Here is a 17300-nt window from a genome sequence, read left to right as displayed (position 1 = left end):
GGGGCGCGGTAGCGCAGATTCTTCGACCGGCGTCGCCGCCGGTGGCTCGAACGTGCACTGAGCTTGTCGCGGATCTGCCCGCCTCGGTGATCAAGTTGGAACGAGTACATGCCGGTGCGACTCCCGCGTGAAACGTAGTCAATCGAATGCACCTCCTTCAGGTGATCGACTAGGGCTGGTCAACGCGGGGCTATCGGTGCGCGGCGGGCACCTCAAGCCCCGGCCTTCAGGCTGGGGTCGTTGACGCCGTCTCCTGTCGGTTGGCCAACGCCAGATCGTCGGTGGTGTCGCAGTCGAACCACGGCACCCGGTCCCGCACGGCCACCCGTGCCGGCTCCAGGGGCCCGAGCACGCCGTGCAGCGAGCGCCCATCGTAACGAGCCAGCGCGTCGGCCAGCACATCGCGCCGCCACACCCCGGCCAGCCACTGCTCGCGCCCGGTGTCGTCGACGAGCACGGCTCCCGTGCCCGCGGCCGCCAGCAGCGTCTCGACGTCGGCGGACGTGAAGAAGGGCAGATCCCCGGCCAGCAGCGCGACCCAGGGCCGGTCGGCGTAGACCAGGCCCGCGCGGACGGCCGGAACCGGGCCACCGCCGGGCGGGTCCTCCCTGGTGAAAACGACCTCGCCGGGGTGTGCGAGTTCGCGCCGCTCCCCCACGATGATCAGACGACCCGCGGTGGACATGGCTGCCGCGACACGCTCGATCAGCGAACGTCCGCCGACCAGCGCGCCCGGTTTGTCCGCGCCGCCGAACCGGCTGGCTCGCCCGCCTGTGAGGACAATCGCGTCATAGCGGAACATCCCATCGCCTTTCACCTCCTCGGGGGCGACGCCATCCCTCGGCGCACCCGAAGCTGCCGAGGAAGCCGCCGTGCCACTCCCTGGCCTGCCTTCGGCCGCCGCGTCAGGGACCGGGGGCATGTTTCAGCCGCCGATGGCGGACATCGGCCGGGCGGGCTGCAGGAAGCTGGGGTCGTCGATACCGTGGCCGGCCTTCTTGACGCGGACGGCGGCCAGCCATCGCTGGGCGAGCTCGTCGTCGGAGGCGCCGCCGCGCATGGCCGATCGCAGGTCGGATTCCTCGGTGGCGAAGAGGCAGTTGCGGACCTGGCCGTCGGCGGTTAGGCGGACTCGGTCGCAGGCTCCGCAGAACGGTCTCGTGACCGAACCGATCACGCCGACCTTCGCGGGGCCGCCCCCGACCAGGAACAGTTCGGCGGGGGCGCTGCCGCGCTCGCGGGGGTCGGCGTCGGTGAGGTCGAACTCCGCGCGGAGCGCCGTGAGCATCTCGTCCGCGGTGATCATGTTGGCCCGGCTCCAGCCGTGCTGCGCGTCCAGAGGCATCTGCTCGATGAAACGTAGCTCGTAGCCGTGTTCCAGGCAGAACCGGAGCAGCGGGGCCGCCTCGTGATCGTTGATCCCGCGCATCAGCACGGCGTTGACCTTCACCGGGGTGAGCCCGGCCTGTTCGGCCGCCGCCAGTCCGTCCAGCACGTCCTTGAGCCGGTCCCGGTGTGCCAGTTTGATGAAGATGTCCCGGTCGAGCGTGTCCAGCGAGACGTTGACCCTGTGCAGCCCGGCCTCGGCCAGCGGGGCGGCCAGCCGCGCGAGCCCGATGCCGTTGGTGGTCAGGGAGAGCTCGGCGCCCAGCGAGGAGGTACGGGCCACGATGTCGACGATCTCGCGGCGCAGCAGCGGCTCGCCGCCGGTGTAGCGAACCTCGGTGATGCCGAACCGCTCCACGCCGATCCGGACCAGCCGGACGATCTCGTCGGCGGTCAGCAGCTCGGGTTTGGGCAGCCAGTCCAGGCCTTCCGGTGGCATGCAGTAGGTGCACCGCAGGTTGCACCGATCGGTCAGCGACACCCGCAGATCAGTCGCCACCCGCCCAAACGAGTCGACCAGCACGGGCAAACCTCCATCGCACGAGATCTCACCAGCCTATGCCTCAGATCTCCGTCGCTCCAAAGCGGCCCTATTGACGCCCCACAGGTTCAACGCGGACAAGATAGTGATGGGACTCCGGCCAGGCTCCTATGGAGTCACGACGCCACGTCCCGTGAGCGCACACGAACGCTCCCTGCCAGGGCCGACAGTCAGTCAGATGATCGTTCAGATCCTGGCGGGAATCGTTCGCCGACATCATCGCTCGGAACGGAACCCCTCACGAGGCCTGGCCGTCCTCGCAGGGGCGCCCCGGTCCGGGGCCTGCAAATGACCCGGTGGGTTTCCGCGATCGGTTAACGGGCGGCCGCATGGAGCCGCCTGTGCGATGGTGAATTCTATGATCTGGGCGGCGATATTCCGTTTGGTGGTGGTCGCGGCCGCGGTGATCGGGATGGTCTACACATGGATCGCCCTGGACAGCCCGCTGAACCCGCTCGTCCTGTTCACCGTGCAGAGCAATCTGCTGCTCGCGGGGTATTACTTCTGGCGGGTGGTGAGCAGGCGACCGGCTTCGGCCGAGGTCAAGGGGGCGGTGACGCTCTACATCGTGATAACCGGGCTGGTGTGGCATTTCTGCGCATGGGCGGAGCAAGCCCGTTCGAGCGGCTGTCGCTCTCCGGCCTCGGCTTGGGCAACTTCCTGCTCCACTACGTGACACCGGTCATGGCCGTGATCGACTGGCTGGCCTTCGACCGGACCGCCCCACGGCCGAGGTGGGTGGCCGCTCTCTTGTGGCTGGTCTATCCGGTGGCGTACATGGTCTTCGCGCTGGTCCGGGGCGTCCTGCTGCCTGCGGGGGCATGGAAGCGGTACCCGTATCCGTTTCTTGATGTGGACAGGTCCGGGTACGGCGGAGTGGCGCTCACGGCGTTGGCGCTGGCCGTCTGCTTCGCGTTACTCGGCTGTGGGCTGATCGCTCTGCACCGCCTCGTCAATCACGCCAGCCGTACCTAAAACCAGTGGGATCTCGTACGGCGGCTGGGCACACTGGAGGCCGACGAAAGGATCATCATGCCGAACGAGGTCGCCCCGAACGTGCTTTCGTGGGCGAGCGACCTGGACCCGGGCGCGATCACGCAGGCCGCGCGCGCCGCCCGGATGAGCTTCGTGGCGGGTCACGTCGCGCTCATGCCGGACGCGCACGTCGGCATCGGCGCCACGGTCGGATCGGTCATCCCCACCGAGGGCGCGATCATCCCGTCCGCCGTCGGCGTGGACATCGGCTGCGGCATGATCGCGACCAGGACGTCGCTGACCGCCGAGGACCTGCCGCACTCGCTGGACGCGCTGATGCCGCTGGTGGAGAAGCGCATCCCGGCCGGGGTCGGCAAGGGCCACGAGGACAGCGCGATCGACCGCGCGCTGGACGCGGTGGGCCGCCCGCACACCGAGCTGACGGCCAAGCAGGCGCACACGGTCTCGGTCCAGTTCGGCACGCTCGGCTCGGGCAACCACTTCGTCGAGGTCTGCCTCGACGAGCGGAACCGGGTCTGGACGGTGCTGCACTCCGGCTCGCGCGGGATCGGCAACCAGCTGGCCACCAAGCACATCGTGGACGCCAAGAGCATGATGGAGCGCCAGGCGATCGCGCTGGAGGACCCGGCCATGGCCTACCTGGTCCAGGGCACGCCGGAGTTCACCGCCTACATCGAGGACATGCTGTGGGCGCAGGCGTACGCGATGGCGTCCCGCGCCCGGATGAACGTGGTGCTGAACAACGCCCTGTTCAGCATCGTCAAGAAGGGCGAAATGGTGGAAACCATCAATTGCCACCACAATTTCGCTCAGCGGGAGAAGCATTTCGGCACCGACCTGTGGATCACCCGGAAGGGCGCGATCAAGGCCGACCGGGGTGACGACGGCGTCATTCCGGGGTCGATGGGCACCCAGTCGTACATCGTCCGCGGGCTGGGCAACCCGGAGTCGTACAACTCCTGCTCGCACGGCGCCGGGCGGCGGATGTCGCGCGGCCAGGCGCGGCGGGAGCTGACCGCGAGGTCGCTGAAGGAGGCCATGCGCGGGCGAACCTGGAACGCCAGCCGGGCGGCGGCGCTGGTGGACGAGCACCCGAAGGCGTACAAGTCCATCGACCGGGTCATGGCCGACCAGCGGGACCTGGTCGAGATCCGGCACACGCTGCACCAGGTGTTCAACTACAAGGGCTAGACCCCGGTGCCCCGGGCGAGAAGCAGGGCGACGCCGACCGCGGCCACGGCGATCGCGGTCAGGAACGGGGCGCGCGGGCGGCGCGCCCCGAACGTCCAGCTCGCCGCCGTCAGGATCGAGGCGGCGGCGAGAGCCGTCCAGCCGGGCAGTCCTGGAGTTCCGGGTGGCGCGAGGACGAGCAGCGCCGCGGCCAGGAGCAGCGGGACGGGGGCGAGGGCCCGGACCCGGCGGGCGCCGAGCCGCTGCGGCAGGCCGCGCACGCCGGTGGCCAGGTCGGCGTCGATGTCGGGCAGCACGTTGGCCAGGTGCGCGCCGAACCCGAGCAGCGCCGCCGCGCCCACCGCCCACCAGGCGGGCCAGGGACTGCCGGGCAGGCCGGCCGCGACGAACACCGGAACCAGCCCGAACGCCACCGTGTACGGCATCCAGGACAGCGCGGTGGCCTTCACCCCCAGGTTGTACGCCCATGCGACAGCCACCGCCGTCAGATGCGCGACCGCCGCGGGAAGCCCGGACAGCAGCGACAGCGGCACGCAGAGCACCAGCGCCACGGCCGCCGCGACCCCGACCGCGCGCACGCTGACCAGCCCGAGCGCGATCGGCTTGCCCCGCTGCCCGGTCGCGATGTCCCTGGCCGCGTCCACGGCGTCGTTGCACCAGCCGACGGATAACTGCCCGGCCAGTACGGCCAGCGCCACCCCCGCGCACGCCGCGATCGACCGCCCGCTCCCCGCTGCCAGCGCGGTGACCAGGGCGGTGACGGCGAGGGCCGGCCCGGGATGGCAGGCGGCCACCAGCCCGTGCGCGGGTGTCAGCCGGAGGAGGGCGGGAGGGTCGCTCACAGACCGCAAATGCCCCCGGGACATAACCCTTACACCAGATTAGAAGCGTGATAAGTCGGGCATGTCCGGAAACGGGGGGTGGGCGAGTTGAAGTTGGGCATTAGTGATTCGACAGGTAACCGTGAGACGGGGAGCCTGATGTCCCGTATTGCCGCTGTTTATGGTGCTGTGCCACCGAATCGATATCCGCAGGCCGAAATCACAGACGCGGTCGCGCGGATGTGCCCGGGCGCCGATCGGCGAGTGCTGGATCGCCTGCATCGCAGCGCGAAAGTGCAGCACCGCCATCTCGCGATGCCGCTGGCCGACTATGAGAAATTGTCCGGTTTCGGGATGGCCAACGACGTTTTCATCGAGGCCGCCCTCGATCTGGGCGCGGAGGCCGTGCTCGGCGGGCTGGCGGAGGCCGGGCTGACCGCGCGGGACGTCGACATGATCATGTTCACCTCGGTGACCGGGATCGCCGCGCCCAGCATCGAGGCCCGCCTCGCCGGCCGGCTCGGGTTGCGCCCGGACGTGAAGCGGGTGCCGGTGTTCGGGCTCGGCTGCGTGGCCGGGGCGGCCGGGATCGCCCGGCTCCACGACTACCTGCGCGGCTGGCCGGAGCACGTGGCCGTGCTGCTGTCGGTCGAGCTGTGCTCGCTGACCCTGCAGCGCGGGGACACCAGCGCGGCCAACCTGGTGGCGGGAGCGCTGTTCGGCGACGGCGCGGCGGCCGTGGTGGCCGTCGGCGGCGCCCGGGCGGAGCGGTCACACGCGACGGTGGTGGCCACCAGAAGCCACCTGTATCCGGGCTCTGAGCACGTCATGGGCTGGGACGTGACCGACACCGGGTTCCGGATCGTGCTCGACGCGGGGGTGCCGGACGTGGCGCGGAAGTATCTCGGCGACGACGTCCGCGGCTTCCTCGCCGATCACGGGCTGACCATCGAGGACGTCTCCGCGTGGGTCTGCCATCCCGGCGGCCCGAAGGTGCTTGAGGCGGTCGGCGAGACGCTGGACCTGAAGCCCGGCGCGCTGGACGTCACCTGGCGTTCCCTGGCCGGGGTGGGCAACCTGTCCTCCTCGTCGGTGCTGCACGTGCTGCGGGACACGATCGCGCTGCGCCCGCCGCCGGGCACGCCCGGGCTGCTCATCGCGATGGGTCCTGGATTCTGTTCCGAACTCGTGTTGTTGACCTGGTAGGACTGGCGGCATGGGATACACGCTGCTGGTCCTGCTGGTCGGGGTGGAACGGCTCGCCGAGCTGGTCGTGGCGCGGCGCAACGAGCGGTGGAGCCGGGAGCGGGGCGCGGTCGTGTCCGGCCAGGGGCACTATCCGTGGATGGTCGCCCTGCACACCGGCCTGCTGGCGGGCTGCCTGATCGAGGTGGCCGCGGCCGACCGGCCGTTCCTGCCGTGGCTCGGCTGGCCGATGCTGGCCCTGGTCGTCGCCGCGCAGGGGTTGCGCTGGTGGTGCATCGCCACGCTGGGGCCGCAGTGGAACACGCGGGTGATCGTGGTCCCGGGGATGCCGCTGGTGACCGGCGGGCCGTACCGGTGGATGCGGCATCCGAACTATGTGGCGGTGGCCGTGGAAGGGGCGGCGCTGCCGCTGACGCACACCGCCTGGGTGACCGCGTTGATCTTCACCGTGGCGAACGCGGTGCTGATGGTGGTCAGGATCCGGTGCGAGGAGGCGGCGCTACGCCTGGCCACGGCATGATCGACGTCCTGGTGGCGGGCGGCGGGCCTGCGGGTCTGGCCACCGCGATCCGGGCGCGCCTCGCCGGGCTTACGACGGTGGTGGTGGAACCGCGAGCCGGGCCGATCGACAAGGCGTGCGGGGAAGGCCTGATGCCGACCGGCGTGGAGGCCCTGGAGTCGCTCGGCGTCATCGTGGACGGCTGGCCGCTGCGCGGCATCCGCTACCTGAACGCCCGCCACGACGTCACCGCCGGTTTCCCCGGCGGGCGCAAGGGCCTGGGCGTGCGGCGCACCGCCTTACACGCCGCCCTAGCCGCCCGGGCCACGAGCCTGGGCATCGAGGTCGTCCCCGGCCGGATCGACGGCGTGCGGCAGTTCCCGGGCCACGTGGAGGCGGCCGGACGCCACGCCCGCTGGCTGGTCGCCGCCGACGGCTTACACTCCCCCATCAGGACCATGGCAGGCCTCTCCCGCCCCGTCTCCGGAACCCGCCGGTACGGCTTACGCCGCCACTACCGCGTCGAACCCTGGACCGACTACGTGGAGGTCCACTGGGCCACCGGCGGCGAAGCCTACGTCACCCCCGTCGCCCCCGGCCTGGTCGGCGTGGCCGTGCTCAGCTCCGTCCGCCGCCCCTACGACGACCATCTCGCCGACTTCCCCGCCCTCACCGCCCGCCTGACCGGGACCGCCGCGACCCGCGTCCGCGGCGCGGGCCCGTTACGCCAGCGGGCCCGCGCCCGGGTGGCCGGGCGGGTGCTCCTGGTCGGCGACGCCGCGGGCTACGTGGACGCCCTCACCGGCGAGGGCCTCTCGCTCGCCCTCCAGTCGGCCGACGCGCTGATCCGCTGCCTGGCCGATGGCAGGCCCGAGAACTACGAACGCCAGTGGCGGCGCCTGTCGTCCCGGCACCGCGCCCTGACCGGCGCCCTCCTGGCGGCCAGGAACACCTGGCCGACCGCCCAGCTCATCGTCCCCGCCGCGCACGCCCTGCCCGGCGTCTTCCGCGCCGCGGTCGCCCTGCTGGCCTGAACGGCAGGACGGCCCGGCCTCCCGAAGGAGACCGGGCCGTCCGGTGCCGAGGTGCCTACTTCTTGACGACCTTCACGTAGTCGTACGCCTCGGAGCCCGCGAGGTCGCGGGTTCCGTCGAAGCGGACGCCCCAAGTGCCAGACTTGAACGCCTTGACCTTCGTGTAGAACGTGCCGTCGGGGTTGGTCTCGATCGTGTCGACGTAGCGCCACTTGTGCGAGCCCTTGGGCAGGAAGTAGACGTCGATGTCCTCCCAGCCGAGCTTGTACCAGTCGTGCCAGTACTTGCGGCTTTCGTAGCACGAGGAGGAGGGATAGCCATCGAGTTCGACCCTTGCCTTGTCGTACTCGTAGTACCGGTCGCCGTAGCACTGGGCGACCTGAAGGCGACCGGACAGGGACAGCTTGCGACCCTGCTTGACCGGCTCAGGGCTCGCGTTGAAGCCCACGAACCGGGTCCCCTTCGGACTCTTCGGCGGAGTCCAGGTGTGGTGCTTGACGAAGAACGAGCTGTCGCCGAAAACCTTCCGGCCGTTGACGCCCTCGGCGACAACGCGCACGCTCCACGAGCCGACCGGGTCGTTCCAGCCGATGGTCTTGGAGAACGTCTCCGCGAACCAGATCGGCTTGTACTCCGGGGCCGGCGTCTTCTCGTCATCCTTCTTGTCCCACGGACCGTTGCCGCCGCCGTGGCCGCCGCCGTCCCAATGGTGCCCCTTGGGAACGAAGTAGACCTGTGCGGACTTGAGATCCACACCCTTGACGGTGACCGATACGGTCTCCGAGTCGTGGCGGTGCTTGAGCACCACCTCGCTGGGGTTGACCACGATGCTCGTGATCTTCGGGTCGGGCCCGGGATGGTGCCCATCATTCGGGCCGGGATCCGCGTACGCGGGCCCCGCCACCGCGAGCGCCGAGGCGCCCACGGCGGCCGCCACTAAGGCGGTTGCCATTCGTCTGACCATAGAGGGTGCTTCCTCTCCCCGTTAACACACACGCTCTGAGGTAGAGCGCGCCTACGTCATAGACGCGTCAAGACAGGGAAAAGTTGCGTTAAAGACAGTGAAAAACTGATCACGATCTGGCAACGGAACCGTCATCCCGTGCGTCTAATTACGCCGTGGGCGCCGCTCGGGGCTGACATCCGCCGCATAACGCGAGGTAGCGGGGAATTCCACCCGATAAACCCCCTCTCCCGCTGGTTTGACCCGCTGGTCGAACGATCCGTCCCGCCGGGTCAGCGCGGACGCCACCGTCTGCCACTCCCCGCCCGTCCCCCGGAACCGGATGAGCACCTGCTTCCGCTTACGGAACGGCCGGCGGCCCAGCAGCCCGTACGGATCCAGGCGCATCAGCGTCCCGGAGACCCGGACCTTCTTCCGCTCGCTCACCGCGACCCCCTGCAGCGACGTCTCCCGCCGCAGGTGGAACGTCGTGTACGCCTTGACCTCGTTACCCGCCTGATCGGTGGCCGTGGCGGCGATCGTCCACACGCCGCTGGGATACCACCGCGTCAGCCCCACCTGCGGATTGAACCGCCAGGTCTGCCACCCCTCCGCGGCCAGCCGGAACCGGTGGAACCCCACCGGCGGGCGGACCGCCGTCGCCGTCAGCTCCGCGACCGCGGGCTCGGCCACCGGAACGGCGGGCGCCGCGGGCGGAACGGCCGGCGCCACGGGCTTGGTCTCCGGAACAGCGGGCGCCGCAGGCGGGACCGCGGGCTCGGCCGGGGTTTCCGCAGGGGTTTCCGCAGGAGTTTCCGCCGGGGTGAGCTCCGGGTTCACGCCCGTCAGATTCGTGGCGCCCGCCGGCGGGCGCCCGGGCTCGACCAGCACGGTCACGCCCCGCACTCCGTGCGCCCCCCGGGCCACCACATCGATGACCAGTTTCACCGCGCCGGTGGCCCGGACCACGGGCTCCGCCGGCCGCAAACTGATGGACCTGATCGCCAGCTCCGTCTCCGCGGCCCGGGCCGGAACCCCCGGCCAGGCCAGCGTCGTGACGGCGGTCAGCGTCGCGAGAATTCGTCTCGTCATGGCGCAGAACGCTAGGCAGCCCACGGCAAAACGAACGGACCCGACACACACCCCGAATGGCAAACGAACAGGGCCGCCCGGAACGGACGGCCCTGGCGGGAAGCGGATCAGTCGCGGTACATGTCGTCGATGATCTCCGCGTACTTTGCGTGGATCACCCGGCGCTTGAGCTTCAGGCTGGGCGTGAGCTCCTCGGTCTCCGCCGTCCACTCCACCGGCAGCAGCCGCCACTTCTTCACCTGCTGCACCCGGGCCAGCTTCTCGTTGGCCGTCTCGATGGCCGCCTCCACGGCCTTGAGCACGTCGGGGTGCTCGGCCAGTTCGGCGAGGGATTCGTAGGCGATGCCGTTGGCCTGGGCCCAGCCGGGGGCGACCTCGCCGTCCAGGGTGAGGATGGCGACGGGGAACGGGCGGCGGTCGCCGTAGGCGAGGGCCTGGCCGATGAGGGGGTGTTCCTTGAGGTAGTTCTCGATGTTGGCCGGGGAGATGTTCTCGCCGCCGGCGGTGATGATGAGCTCCTTCTTGCGGTCCACGATCCGGACGAAGCCATCCTCGTCGATGGAGCCGACGTCGCCGGTGTGCAGCCAGCCGCCGGAGTCCAGGAGCTCGGCGGTGGCCTCGGGGCGGTCGAGGTAGCCGGTGGTGTTGAGCGGGCTGCGGGTGATGATCTCGCCGTCCTCGGCGATGCGGACCTCGACGCCGGGTTCGGCGCGCCCGACGGTGCCCAGGCGGTAGCTGGCGGGGCTGTTGGCGGTGAAGGCGCCGGTGGTCTCGGTCATGCCGTACACGTCGAGGACCTTGAGGCCGAGGCCGGCGAAGAAGCGCTGGACCTCCAGGGGCATCGGCGCGGCGGCGGTGGCCAGCCAGCGGGCGTTCTCGAAGCCGATCATCATCCGGATGATGCCCAGCAGCGCGGCGTCGGCCTGCTCGTAGGCGGCCTGGACCTCGGGGCTGGGGGTGCCGCCGTGCTGGCCGGCCTCCACGTAGGCGAGCCCGGCGGCCATCGCGGCGCGCACGTTCTCCTGCTGCTCCTCCGGCTGGGTGGCCAGCAGGGCCTGCAGCCGGGCCATCATCTTCTCCCAGACCCGGGGCACGCCGAAGAACATGACCGGCTTGACCGCGCCCAGCGTGGCGCCCAGGTTGGCCAGGTCGGTGCAGAAGTGCACGTGCGAGACCTTGAACACCGGCAGGTAGAGGGACAGGACCCGCTCGGCGATGTGCGCGTAGGTGAGGTAGGAGATCTGGGTGCCCTGGGTGGGCAGCGAGGTCATCCGGTCGGTGGCGCCCACCTCGAACAGCACGTTGCGGTGGGTCAGCGGCACGCCCTTGGGCATACCGGTCGTGCCGGAGGTGTAGAGCACGGTCACCGTGTCGTCGGGGCCGACGGCCCGCCACCGCTCCTCGGCCGCGGCAGGGTCGGCCGCGAGCGAGGACGCGCCGAGGGCCAGGAAGTCCGCCCAGGACAGCTGGTCGCCGGTGGCCCCCTCCAGCATGATGATCTTCGTCAGGCCCGGCAGCTCGGCCAGGATGGGCTCCCACCGGGATAACTCGCGCGGCCCGCCGAGCACGACGACCTTCGCGCCGACGTTCTGGGCCACGAAGGAGACCTGATCGGGCGCGAAGGTGCTGTAGACCGAGACCGGCACCGCGCCCGCGTGCACGGCGCCCAGGTCGGCCAGGACGTGCTCGCTGCGGTTGACCATCATCAGCGCGACCGCGTCGCCGGGCTGGAGGCCGAGGGCGGCGAAGCCCGCCGCGATCTCCAGGACCCGCTGCCGGGCTTCGGCGTAGGTCAGGGTGGACCAGCCGCCCTCCACCGGGTCGGAGTAGGCGGGCGAGTCGGGATACCGCTCGGCCGTCTCCGCGAACTGCTGACAGATGGTCCGGCCGGCGATGTCCTGCTCGATCGCCGCACGTTCCTGAAGGACCTGAGGATCCGCCATTCCACCCTCCGTATGGTTCGTACAGGTGGCCTGCATCGCATCATGTGTAAGCAATCCCTGACAACCCCCCATTTCGACGAGAATTTTCGGCATAGAGCCGGTGATGGGATGATTATTCGGTGACTTCCGTACTCGATCTCGCCGGGATCTTCGTCTTCGCCACCTCCGGGGCGCTGCAGGGCGTGCGGAAGCGGCTGGACGTGGTCGGCATGGCGGTTCTCGCGTTCTTCACCGCCGTCGGCGGGGGCGTGCTGCGAGATCTGTTCATCGGCATCCAGCCCGCCGCCTTCCGCGACGTCGGCTACCTGCTCGTCCCGGTCGCCGCGACCGCCGTGGTGTTCCTCTGGCACCCGCAGGTGGCCCGGCTGATGCCCGCCATCCTGGTGTTCGACGCCGCCGGGCTCGGCCTGTTCTGCGCGGTCGGCACCGAGAAGGCGCTGCTGTTCGGCCTGTCCGCGCCGCACGCGGTGCTGCTCGGCGTCTGCACGGCGGTCGGCGGCGGCATCCTGCGCGACCTGCTCTCCGGCGAGACCCCCACCCTGCTCTACGACCGCCAGCTCTACGCCGTCCCCGCCATGCTCGGCGCGACCCTGATGGCCGTGCTGTCCCGCCTGGGCGTGTACGACTTCGCCGCCACCCTCGCCGCCGCCCTGCTGGCCTTCACCCTCCGCATGCTCGCGATGCGCTACTCCTGGCGGGCGCCCCTGGCCCGCGGGGTCACAACGCCGGAATGAGCGAGGCCCGGGGGCTGCGACCGGCCGCCCCCCTGGACGCGGCGATCCGGCGCACCGCGTCCACGAGCACGTCCGGGGGCTGGGTGAACGGCAGCCGCAGGTGGCCCTCCAGGGTTCCGTCGACGCCGAACCAGGGGCCGGGCGCGAGCCGTACCCCCGCGGCGGCGGCCGCCTCGGAGAGCGGCGTCGCGATCGGCGCGCCCAGCCGGATCCAGAGCGAACCGCCGCCGCCGGGGACGCGGAAGCTCCAGTCCGGGAGTTCGCGGCGGAGCACGTCCACCAGGGCCGCGCGGGAGGCGGCGAGGGCGCGCCGCCGTTCGGCCCTGGTCTCCTCGATGCGGTCGAACAGGCGGGCCACGACGAGCTGCTCGAACAGGGCGCTGGCGATGTCCACGGAGGCGCGCAGCACGGCCAGGCGGCGGACCAGGGCGGCGCCGGCCCTGATCCAGCCGATGCGGAGGCCGCCCCACCACAGCTTGGAGGCGGATCCGACGCTGACGACCCGGCCGTCGGTGTCGAAGACCGCCGTGGGCGGCGGCTGTTCCAGGTCGTCGACGGCGAGTTCGGCCCAGGTCTCGTCCACGATCACGGTCAGGTCGTGGCGCCGCGCGGCGGCCACCAGGGCGGCCCGGTCGTCGGCGCTCATGAGATGGCCGGTCGGGTTCTGGAAATCGGGGATCAGGTAGGCCAGCCGGGCCCCGGACTGCCGGGCCGCGCTGATCAGCAGGTCGAGGTGGCGCCCGTCGGCCGGGATGCCCACCGGCACGATCCTGGCCCCGCGCAGGCGGGCCAGGTCGATCACGTGCGGGTAAGTCGGCGACTCCAGCAGGACCGGATCCCCCGCCCCGGCGTAGAGCGTCATCAGCAGGTGGATGGCCTGCTGCGCGCCGGTCGTGACGATGATCTGCTCGGGCCGGGTGGCCAGCCCGCGCGCCGTGTACCGCGCCGCGATGGCCGCCCGCAGCTCCGGCAGGCCGATCGGGTCGTATCCCATGCCCAGGGTGAACCGGTGGTATCCGGCGCCCGCGTGCGCGAGCGCCTCGTCCAGGAAGCGGGACGCGGCCGGGGCGGCGGCGTGCAGCGGGAGCAGGCCGTCGTCGTCGGCGCTCACCCACGGATTGTCGACGCAGGCGCTCGGGTCCGGCAGCGCCGTCCAGCTGCCCGCGCCCTGGCGGCTCTCCAGGTAGCCCTGGCCGCGCAGCCGATCGTAGGCGGCGGTCACGGTGGTCCTGCTCACTCCGAGCGCCTCGGCCAGCTGCCGCTCCGCGGGCAGCCGCACCCGCACCGGCAGCCGCCCGTCCAGGATGCGATCCCGCACGGCCGAGGCCAGCGCCCGATAGTACGGCCGCGCGTCCTGCGGCACCTCGACCAGCCGGGCCAGCTGCCCCGCGCTCATATCCACCCGCCCAATATAGGGCCATTTCCCGAAATTGGCCCTTTATCAGGACTTTCCGCGCCGGGAGGATGGGGGCACTATGACTGAGCTCACCATTCCCGTCGCGTCCTTTCCGGCCCGCCTGCTCCGCCTCTACTCCGGCCTCGCCCTGTACGGCGCGGGCATCGGCCTGCAAGTCGAGTCCGCGCTCGGCAACGACCCCTGGGACGTCTTCCACCAGGGCCTGGCCGTGCGCACCGGGTGGTCGATCGGCACCTGGATCATCCTGGTCGGCGCGCTGGTCATGGTGTTCTGGATCCCGCTGCGCCAGAAACCCGGCCTGGGCACGATCAGCAACATCGTCCTGCTCGGCCTGTGCGCCGACGCCACCATCTGGCTCGCCCCCACCCCAGGGCACTTGGCCGTCCGCTGGGCGTACCTGCTGGCGGCGGTCATCCTGGTGGCCTTCGCGACCGCCCTCTACATCGGCGCGGGCATGGGCCCGGGACCGCGCGACGGGCTGATGACCGGCCTGCACCGGGCGGGCCTGTCGATCCGGCTGGCCCGCACGATCATCGAGGTCGGCGTGCTGGCGATCGGCTGGCTCCTCGGCGGGACCGTCGGAGTCGGCACCCTGGTCTTCGCCACCGCGATCGGGCCGCTGACTCAGTTGTTCATGCGGTTACAGCGTGTAGCGTGACGGCATGCGGATCGAGGATTACGCGCTCATCGGGGACATGCAGTCGGCGGCCCTGGTCGGGCGGGACGGTTCGATCGACTGGCTGTGCCTGCCCCGGTTCGACTCCCCCGCGTGCTTCGCCAAGCTGCTCGGCGAGGAGTCCCACGGCTCCTGGTGGCTGGGCCCCAGCTCGGGCGGGCCCGCCACGCGCCGCGCGTACCGGGGGGAGACGCTCATCCTGGAGAGCGTCTGGGACACCCCGGGCGGCACGGTCAAGGTGATCGACTTCATGCCGCCCCGGCACATCAACCCGGACCTGGTCCGGGTCGTGGAGGGCGTGGCCGGCACGGTGGAGATGAGCACCGAGATCCGGATCAGGTTCGACTACGGCAGGATCGTGCCGTGGGTGCGGCGCGCGGACGGCCACGTGCAGGCCATCGGCGGCCCCGACTCGGTCTGGCTGCGCTCCTCGATCCCGCTGAAGGGCGGCGACTACAAGCACAAGGCCACCTTCCGGGTCTCCGCCGGGGAGCGCCAGACGTTCGTGTTCACCTGGCACCCCTCGCACCAGCCCCGCCCCGAGGACATCGACCCGATCGACCAGCTCGCCGAGACCGAGGACTTCTGGACGGACTGGGTGGCCTCCGGCCGCCACGGCGGCCCCTGGCGGGACGCGGTGGTCCGCTCCATGGTCACCCTCAAGGCCCTCACCTACGCGCCCACCGGCGGCATCGTGGCCGCCCCCACCACCTCGCTGCCCGAGGACCTCGGCGGCGTCCGCAACTGGGACTACCGCTACTGCTGGCTGCGCGACGCCACCATGACCCTGGACGCGCTCATCCAGTCCGGCTACCTGGAGGAGGCCGGGGCCTGGCGGGAGTGGCTGCTCCGCGCGATCGCGGGCCGCCCGCAGGACCTCCAGATCATGTACGGCGTGGCCGGCGAGCGCCGCCTCCCCGAGATGACCCTGGACTGGCTGCCCGGCTACGAGGGCTCCCGCCCGGCCAGGATCGGCAACGGCGCGGTCGACCAGCTCCAGCTGGACGTGTACGGCGAGGTCATCAACTGCCTCTACCAGTCCCTCCGCCACGGCCTGCCCCAAGACGACCACGCCTGGCAGCTGACCCGCAAGATGCTGGACTTCATCGAGACCGGCTGGGACCAGCCCGACGAGGGCCTGTGGGAGGTCCGCGGCCCCCGGCGGCACTTCACCCACTCCAAGGTGATGGCCTGGGTGGCCGCCGACCGCGCGGTCCGCGTGGTCAAAGAGCTGGGCCGGGCGGGCCCCGCCGAGAGGTGGCAGGCGCTGGCCGACCACATCCACGCCGAGGTCCTCCGCAAGGGCTTCGACGCGGAGCGCAACACCTTCACCCAGTCCTACGGCTCCCGCGAGCTGGACGCGGCCCTGCTGCTGATCCCGATGGTCGGCTTCCTGCCGCCGGAGGACCCCCGCGTGCACGGCACCGTCGACGCCGTGGAGCGCGAGCTGAGCAGCGACGGCTTCATCCTGCGCTACCCGATCGCCGAGGCCAACAGCGTGGACGGCCTGCCCGGCGGCGAGGGCGCGTTCCTGGCCTGCAGCTTCTGGCTGGCCGAGGCGAAGGCCAGGATCGGCCGCAAGGAGGAGGCGGTGGAGCTGTTCGAACGCCTGCTGGGGCTGCGCAACGACGTCGGCCTGCTGGCCGAGGAGTTCGACCCGCGTTACGACCGCATGGTGGGCAACTTCCCGCAGGCGTTCAGCCACGTGCCGCTGATCCACACCGCGCACGGCTTGGCCGCGCCTGTGTCTGGACTGAGGAACGCAGGGTCGCGAAGCGGCCCGGAGTGACGAGGGAAGACACAGGCGCGGCCAAGCCCGCCGTGCCGGAGGTGCGGCCATAGACACAGCCCTCAGTTAGCCCCTCCGGCCAGGCGGGCCAGCAGCCGGGCGAACTCGGCGGGCGGGGTGACCACCAGGCGCACCTGGCCGTCCTGGGCCACCAGGTCGGCCTGGATGCGGGTGAGCCGGTCGTGGTGCCACCAGTACACGTGCGGGCTGAGCCCGTCGGCGCGCCGCTCGTCGAACTCGCGCTGGGCGTAGACGCGCAGGCGTTCCAGGGCCCGTACGACGCCGATGCCCTCGACCGGATGCACAGCGATCGCGCCCGAGTGCGGGAGCACGACCAGCACGCCGTCGGCGGGGGCGGGCATGCGGCGCAGGTGGGCGACGGCGGTGGGCGCGGTCAGCAGGCGCACGTTGACGCCGCCGAGGTCGAGGTGCTCGGCCGTGAGGCGCTCGTCGGCGAGGGCGTTGTCCAGCGCCACGTCGAGGGCCTCGGCGGGCGGGATCGGCCAGCAGAACGCCTCTTCAGGACGGACCGGGCGGCCGCCGATGGTGAGCACCTCGATCAGGTCGGCGCTCAGGTGGCGGCCGATGATCCGGGACGGGTCGGGGATGGACGGGTCGTCGGCGGCGTGCACCCGGGTGCGCAGCAGCGGCTTGATCCGCGGCAGGTTGCAGGCGTCGAACGGCTCGCCGGAGATCGCGCGGGAGAGGTGCTCGGAGACCAGCATCGGCCAGTCCTCGCGGGACCGCCGGGCGGCCTCGCGGCGCAGGCCGACCAGGTTGACGGTGCGGACGGGGCCGGAGCCGTCCCCGGCGCGGTCGCCCATGAGCAGCGAGGTGCCGTCGTTCTCGAAGGTGCACGTGTAGCCCATCGTCTCCACGACGAGCCCGAGCAGCGAGTCGAGGTCCACGTCCTCGGCCGCTCTGGGCTCAGGCTGCACGGGCTGCACGGGCCGGATCCGACCGCGTAGCCGCCGCAACAGACCCAACGCACCCATCCCTTCGCCGCGTTTCAGTTGAAAAGGGCATGCTGAG

Annotated in this window: 18 protein-coding genes; 9 read left to right on the top strand and 9 right to left on the bottom strand. The window is 71.2% G+C overall.

Annotated features, from left to right (window positions below; all coding sequences use genetic code 11):
* From ABGB08_RS42400 to moaA, 3 genes are all read right to left on the bottom strand, one after another.
* Window positions 1-110 (bottom strand): RRXRR domain-containing protein (locus tag ABGB08_RS42400; protein WP_347602573.1); only part of this gene is annotated, 110 nt, incomplete at its 3' end.
* 116 nt (window positions 111-226) lie between these two features.
* Window positions 227-802 (bottom strand): molybdenum cofactor guanylyltransferase, encoded by a 576-nt coding sequence (locus ABGB08_RS42395; protein WP_347602558.1) that lies wholly within the window; start codon window positions 800-802, stop codon window positions 227-229.
* Window positions 803-925: 123 nt separating this feature from the next.
* The gene (gene moaA, locus ABGB08_RS42390) at window positions 926-1909 is read right to left on the bottom strand and encodes a GTP 3',8-cyclase MoaA (RefSeq protein WP_347602555.1); all 984 of its coding nucleotides are present in this window, start codon (window positions 1907-1909) and stop codon (window positions 926-928) included.
* Window positions 1910-2285: 376 nt separating this feature from the next.
* On the opposite strand from moaA, the gene ABGB08_RS42385 reads away from it, so the two are divergent.
* The 3 genes from ABGB08_RS42385 to ABGB08_RS42375 are packed head-to-tail and all read left to right on the top strand — an operon-like array spanning window position 2286 to window position 4114.
* Window positions 2286-2603 carry a hypothetical protein gene (locus ABGB08_RS42385; RefSeq protein ID WP_347602552.1) on the top strand — a complete coding sequence of 106 codons (318 nt, stop codon included), beginning with the start codon at window positions 2286-2288 and terminating at the stop codon, window positions 2601-2603.
* Complete coding sequence (locus tag ABGB08_RS42380; RefSeq protein WP_347602549.1) at window positions 2528-2902, top strand: Pr6Pr family membrane protein; 375 nt, start codon at window positions 2528-2530, stop codon at window positions 2900-2902. The genes ABGB08_RS42385 and ABGB08_RS42380 overlap by 76 nt, the downstream gene beginning before the upstream one ends.
* A 57-nt stretch (window positions 2903-2959) precedes the next feature.
* On the top strand, window positions 2960-4114 hold the full coding sequence (locus ABGB08_RS42375; protein ID WP_347602546.1) for an RtcB family protein: 1155 nt from the start codon (window positions 2960-2962) through the stop codon (window positions 4112-4114).
* Here ABGB08_RS42375 and ABGB08_RS42370 read toward each other — a convergent pair.
* On the bottom strand, window positions 4111-4956 hold the full coding sequence (locus ABGB08_RS42370; RefSeq protein ID WP_347602543.1) for a UbiA family prenyltransferase: 846 nt from the start codon (window positions 4954-4956) through the stop codon (window positions 4111-4113). The two genes, ABGB08_RS42375 and ABGB08_RS42370, sit on opposite strands and share 4 nt — an antisense overlap.
* Window positions 4957-5094: 138 nt before the next feature.
* On the opposite strand from ABGB08_RS42370, the gene ABGB08_RS42365 reads away from it, so the two are divergent.
* The 3 genes from ABGB08_RS42365 to ABGB08_RS42355 are packed head-to-tail and all read left to right on the top strand — an operon-like array spanning window position 5095 to window position 7674.
* Entirely contained in the window at window positions 5095-6141 is a 1047-nt protein-coding gene (locus tag ABGB08_RS42365; RefSeq protein ID WP_347602540.1) for a 3-oxoacyl-[acyl-carrier-protein] synthase III C-terminal domain-containing protein, read from the top strand.
* Window positions 6142-6151: 10 nt separating this feature from the next.
* Window positions 6152-6661 carry an isoprenylcysteine carboxyl methyltransferase family protein gene (locus tag ABGB08_RS42360; RefSeq protein ID WP_347602537.1) on the top strand — a complete coding sequence of 170 codons (510 nt, stop codon included), beginning with the start codon at window positions 6152-6154 and terminating at the stop codon, window positions 6659-6661.
* Window positions 6658-7674, top strand: coding sequence for an NAD(P)/FAD-dependent oxidoreductase (locus ABGB08_RS42355; RefSeq protein WP_347602534.1), 1017 nt, complete (start codon window positions 6658-6660; stop codon window positions 7672-7674). The genes ABGB08_RS42360 and ABGB08_RS42355 overlap by 4 nt, the downstream gene beginning before the upstream one ends.
* 55 nt (window positions 7675-7729) lie before the next feature.
* Here the strand turns inward: ABGB08_RS42355 and ABGB08_RS42350 are convergent, their stop codons facing one another.
* From ABGB08_RS42350 to ABGB08_RS42340, 3 genes are all read right to left on the bottom strand, one after another.
* Complete coding sequence (locus ABGB08_RS42350) at window positions 7730-8626, bottom strand: hypothetical protein (protein WP_347602531.1); 897 nt, start codon at window positions 8624-8626, stop codon at window positions 7730-7732.
* 156 nt (window positions 8627-8782) lie between these two features.
* The gene (locus tag ABGB08_RS42345; RefSeq protein WP_347602528.1) at window positions 8783-9709 is read right to left on the bottom strand and encodes a hypothetical protein; all 927 of its coding nucleotides are present in this window, start codon (window positions 9707-9709) and stop codon (window positions 8783-8785) included.
* Between the two features lie 107 nt (window positions 9710-9816).
* The gene (locus ABGB08_RS42340) at window positions 9817-11652 is read right to left on the bottom strand and encodes an AMP-dependent synthetase/ligase (RefSeq protein WP_347602525.1); all 1836 of its coding nucleotides are present in this window, start codon (window positions 11650-11652) and stop codon (window positions 9817-9819) included.
* Between the two features lie 119 nt (window positions 11653-11771).
* Between ABGB08_RS42340 and ABGB08_RS42335 the strand changes: the two genes are divergently transcribed.
* On the top strand, window positions 11772-12386 hold the full coding sequence (locus tag ABGB08_RS42335) for a trimeric intracellular cation channel family protein (RefSeq protein ID WP_347602522.1): 615 nt from the start codon (window positions 11772-11774) through the stop codon (window positions 12384-12386).
* Here ABGB08_RS42335 and ABGB08_RS42330 read toward each other — a convergent pair.
* On the bottom strand, window positions 12370-13782 hold the full coding sequence (locus ABGB08_RS42330; protein WP_347602570.1) for a PLP-dependent aminotransferase family protein: 1413 nt from the start codon (window positions 13780-13782) through the stop codon (window positions 12370-12372). The two genes, ABGB08_RS42335 and ABGB08_RS42330, sit on opposite strands and share 17 nt — an antisense overlap.
* 79 nt (window positions 13783-13861) lie before the next feature.
* Here ABGB08_RS42330 and ABGB08_RS42325 point away from each other — a divergent pair, with 79 nt between their 5' ends.
* A complete protein-coding gene (locus ABGB08_RS42325) occupies window positions 13862-14461 on the top strand; it encodes a hypothetical protein (RefSeq protein WP_347602519.1) in 600 nt (199 codons plus the stop codon).
* Window positions 14462-14465: 4 nt separating this feature from the next.
* Window positions 14466-16268 (top strand): glycoside hydrolase family 15 protein, encoded by a 1803-nt coding sequence (locus ABGB08_RS42320; protein WP_347602516.1) that lies wholly within the window; start codon window positions 14466-14468, stop codon window positions 16266-16268.
* Between the two features lie 62 nt (window positions 16269-16330).
* On the opposite strand, the gene ABGB08_RS42315 is transcribed toward ABGB08_RS42320, so the two are convergent.
* Complete coding sequence (locus ABGB08_RS42315) at window positions 16331-17215, bottom strand: hypothetical protein (RefSeq protein WP_347602513.1); 885 nt, start codon at window positions 17213-17215, stop codon at window positions 16331-16333.
* Window positions 17216-17300: the final 85 nt, after the last annotated feature.

The organism is Acrocarpospora sp. B8E8, assembly GCF_039871605.1.
Classification (GTDB): Bacteria; Actinomycetota; Actinomycetes; order Streptosporangiales; family Streptosporangiaceae; genus Acrocarpospora; species Acrocarpospora macrocephala.
This window is presented reverse-complemented; position numbering and strand designations above follow the sequence as displayed.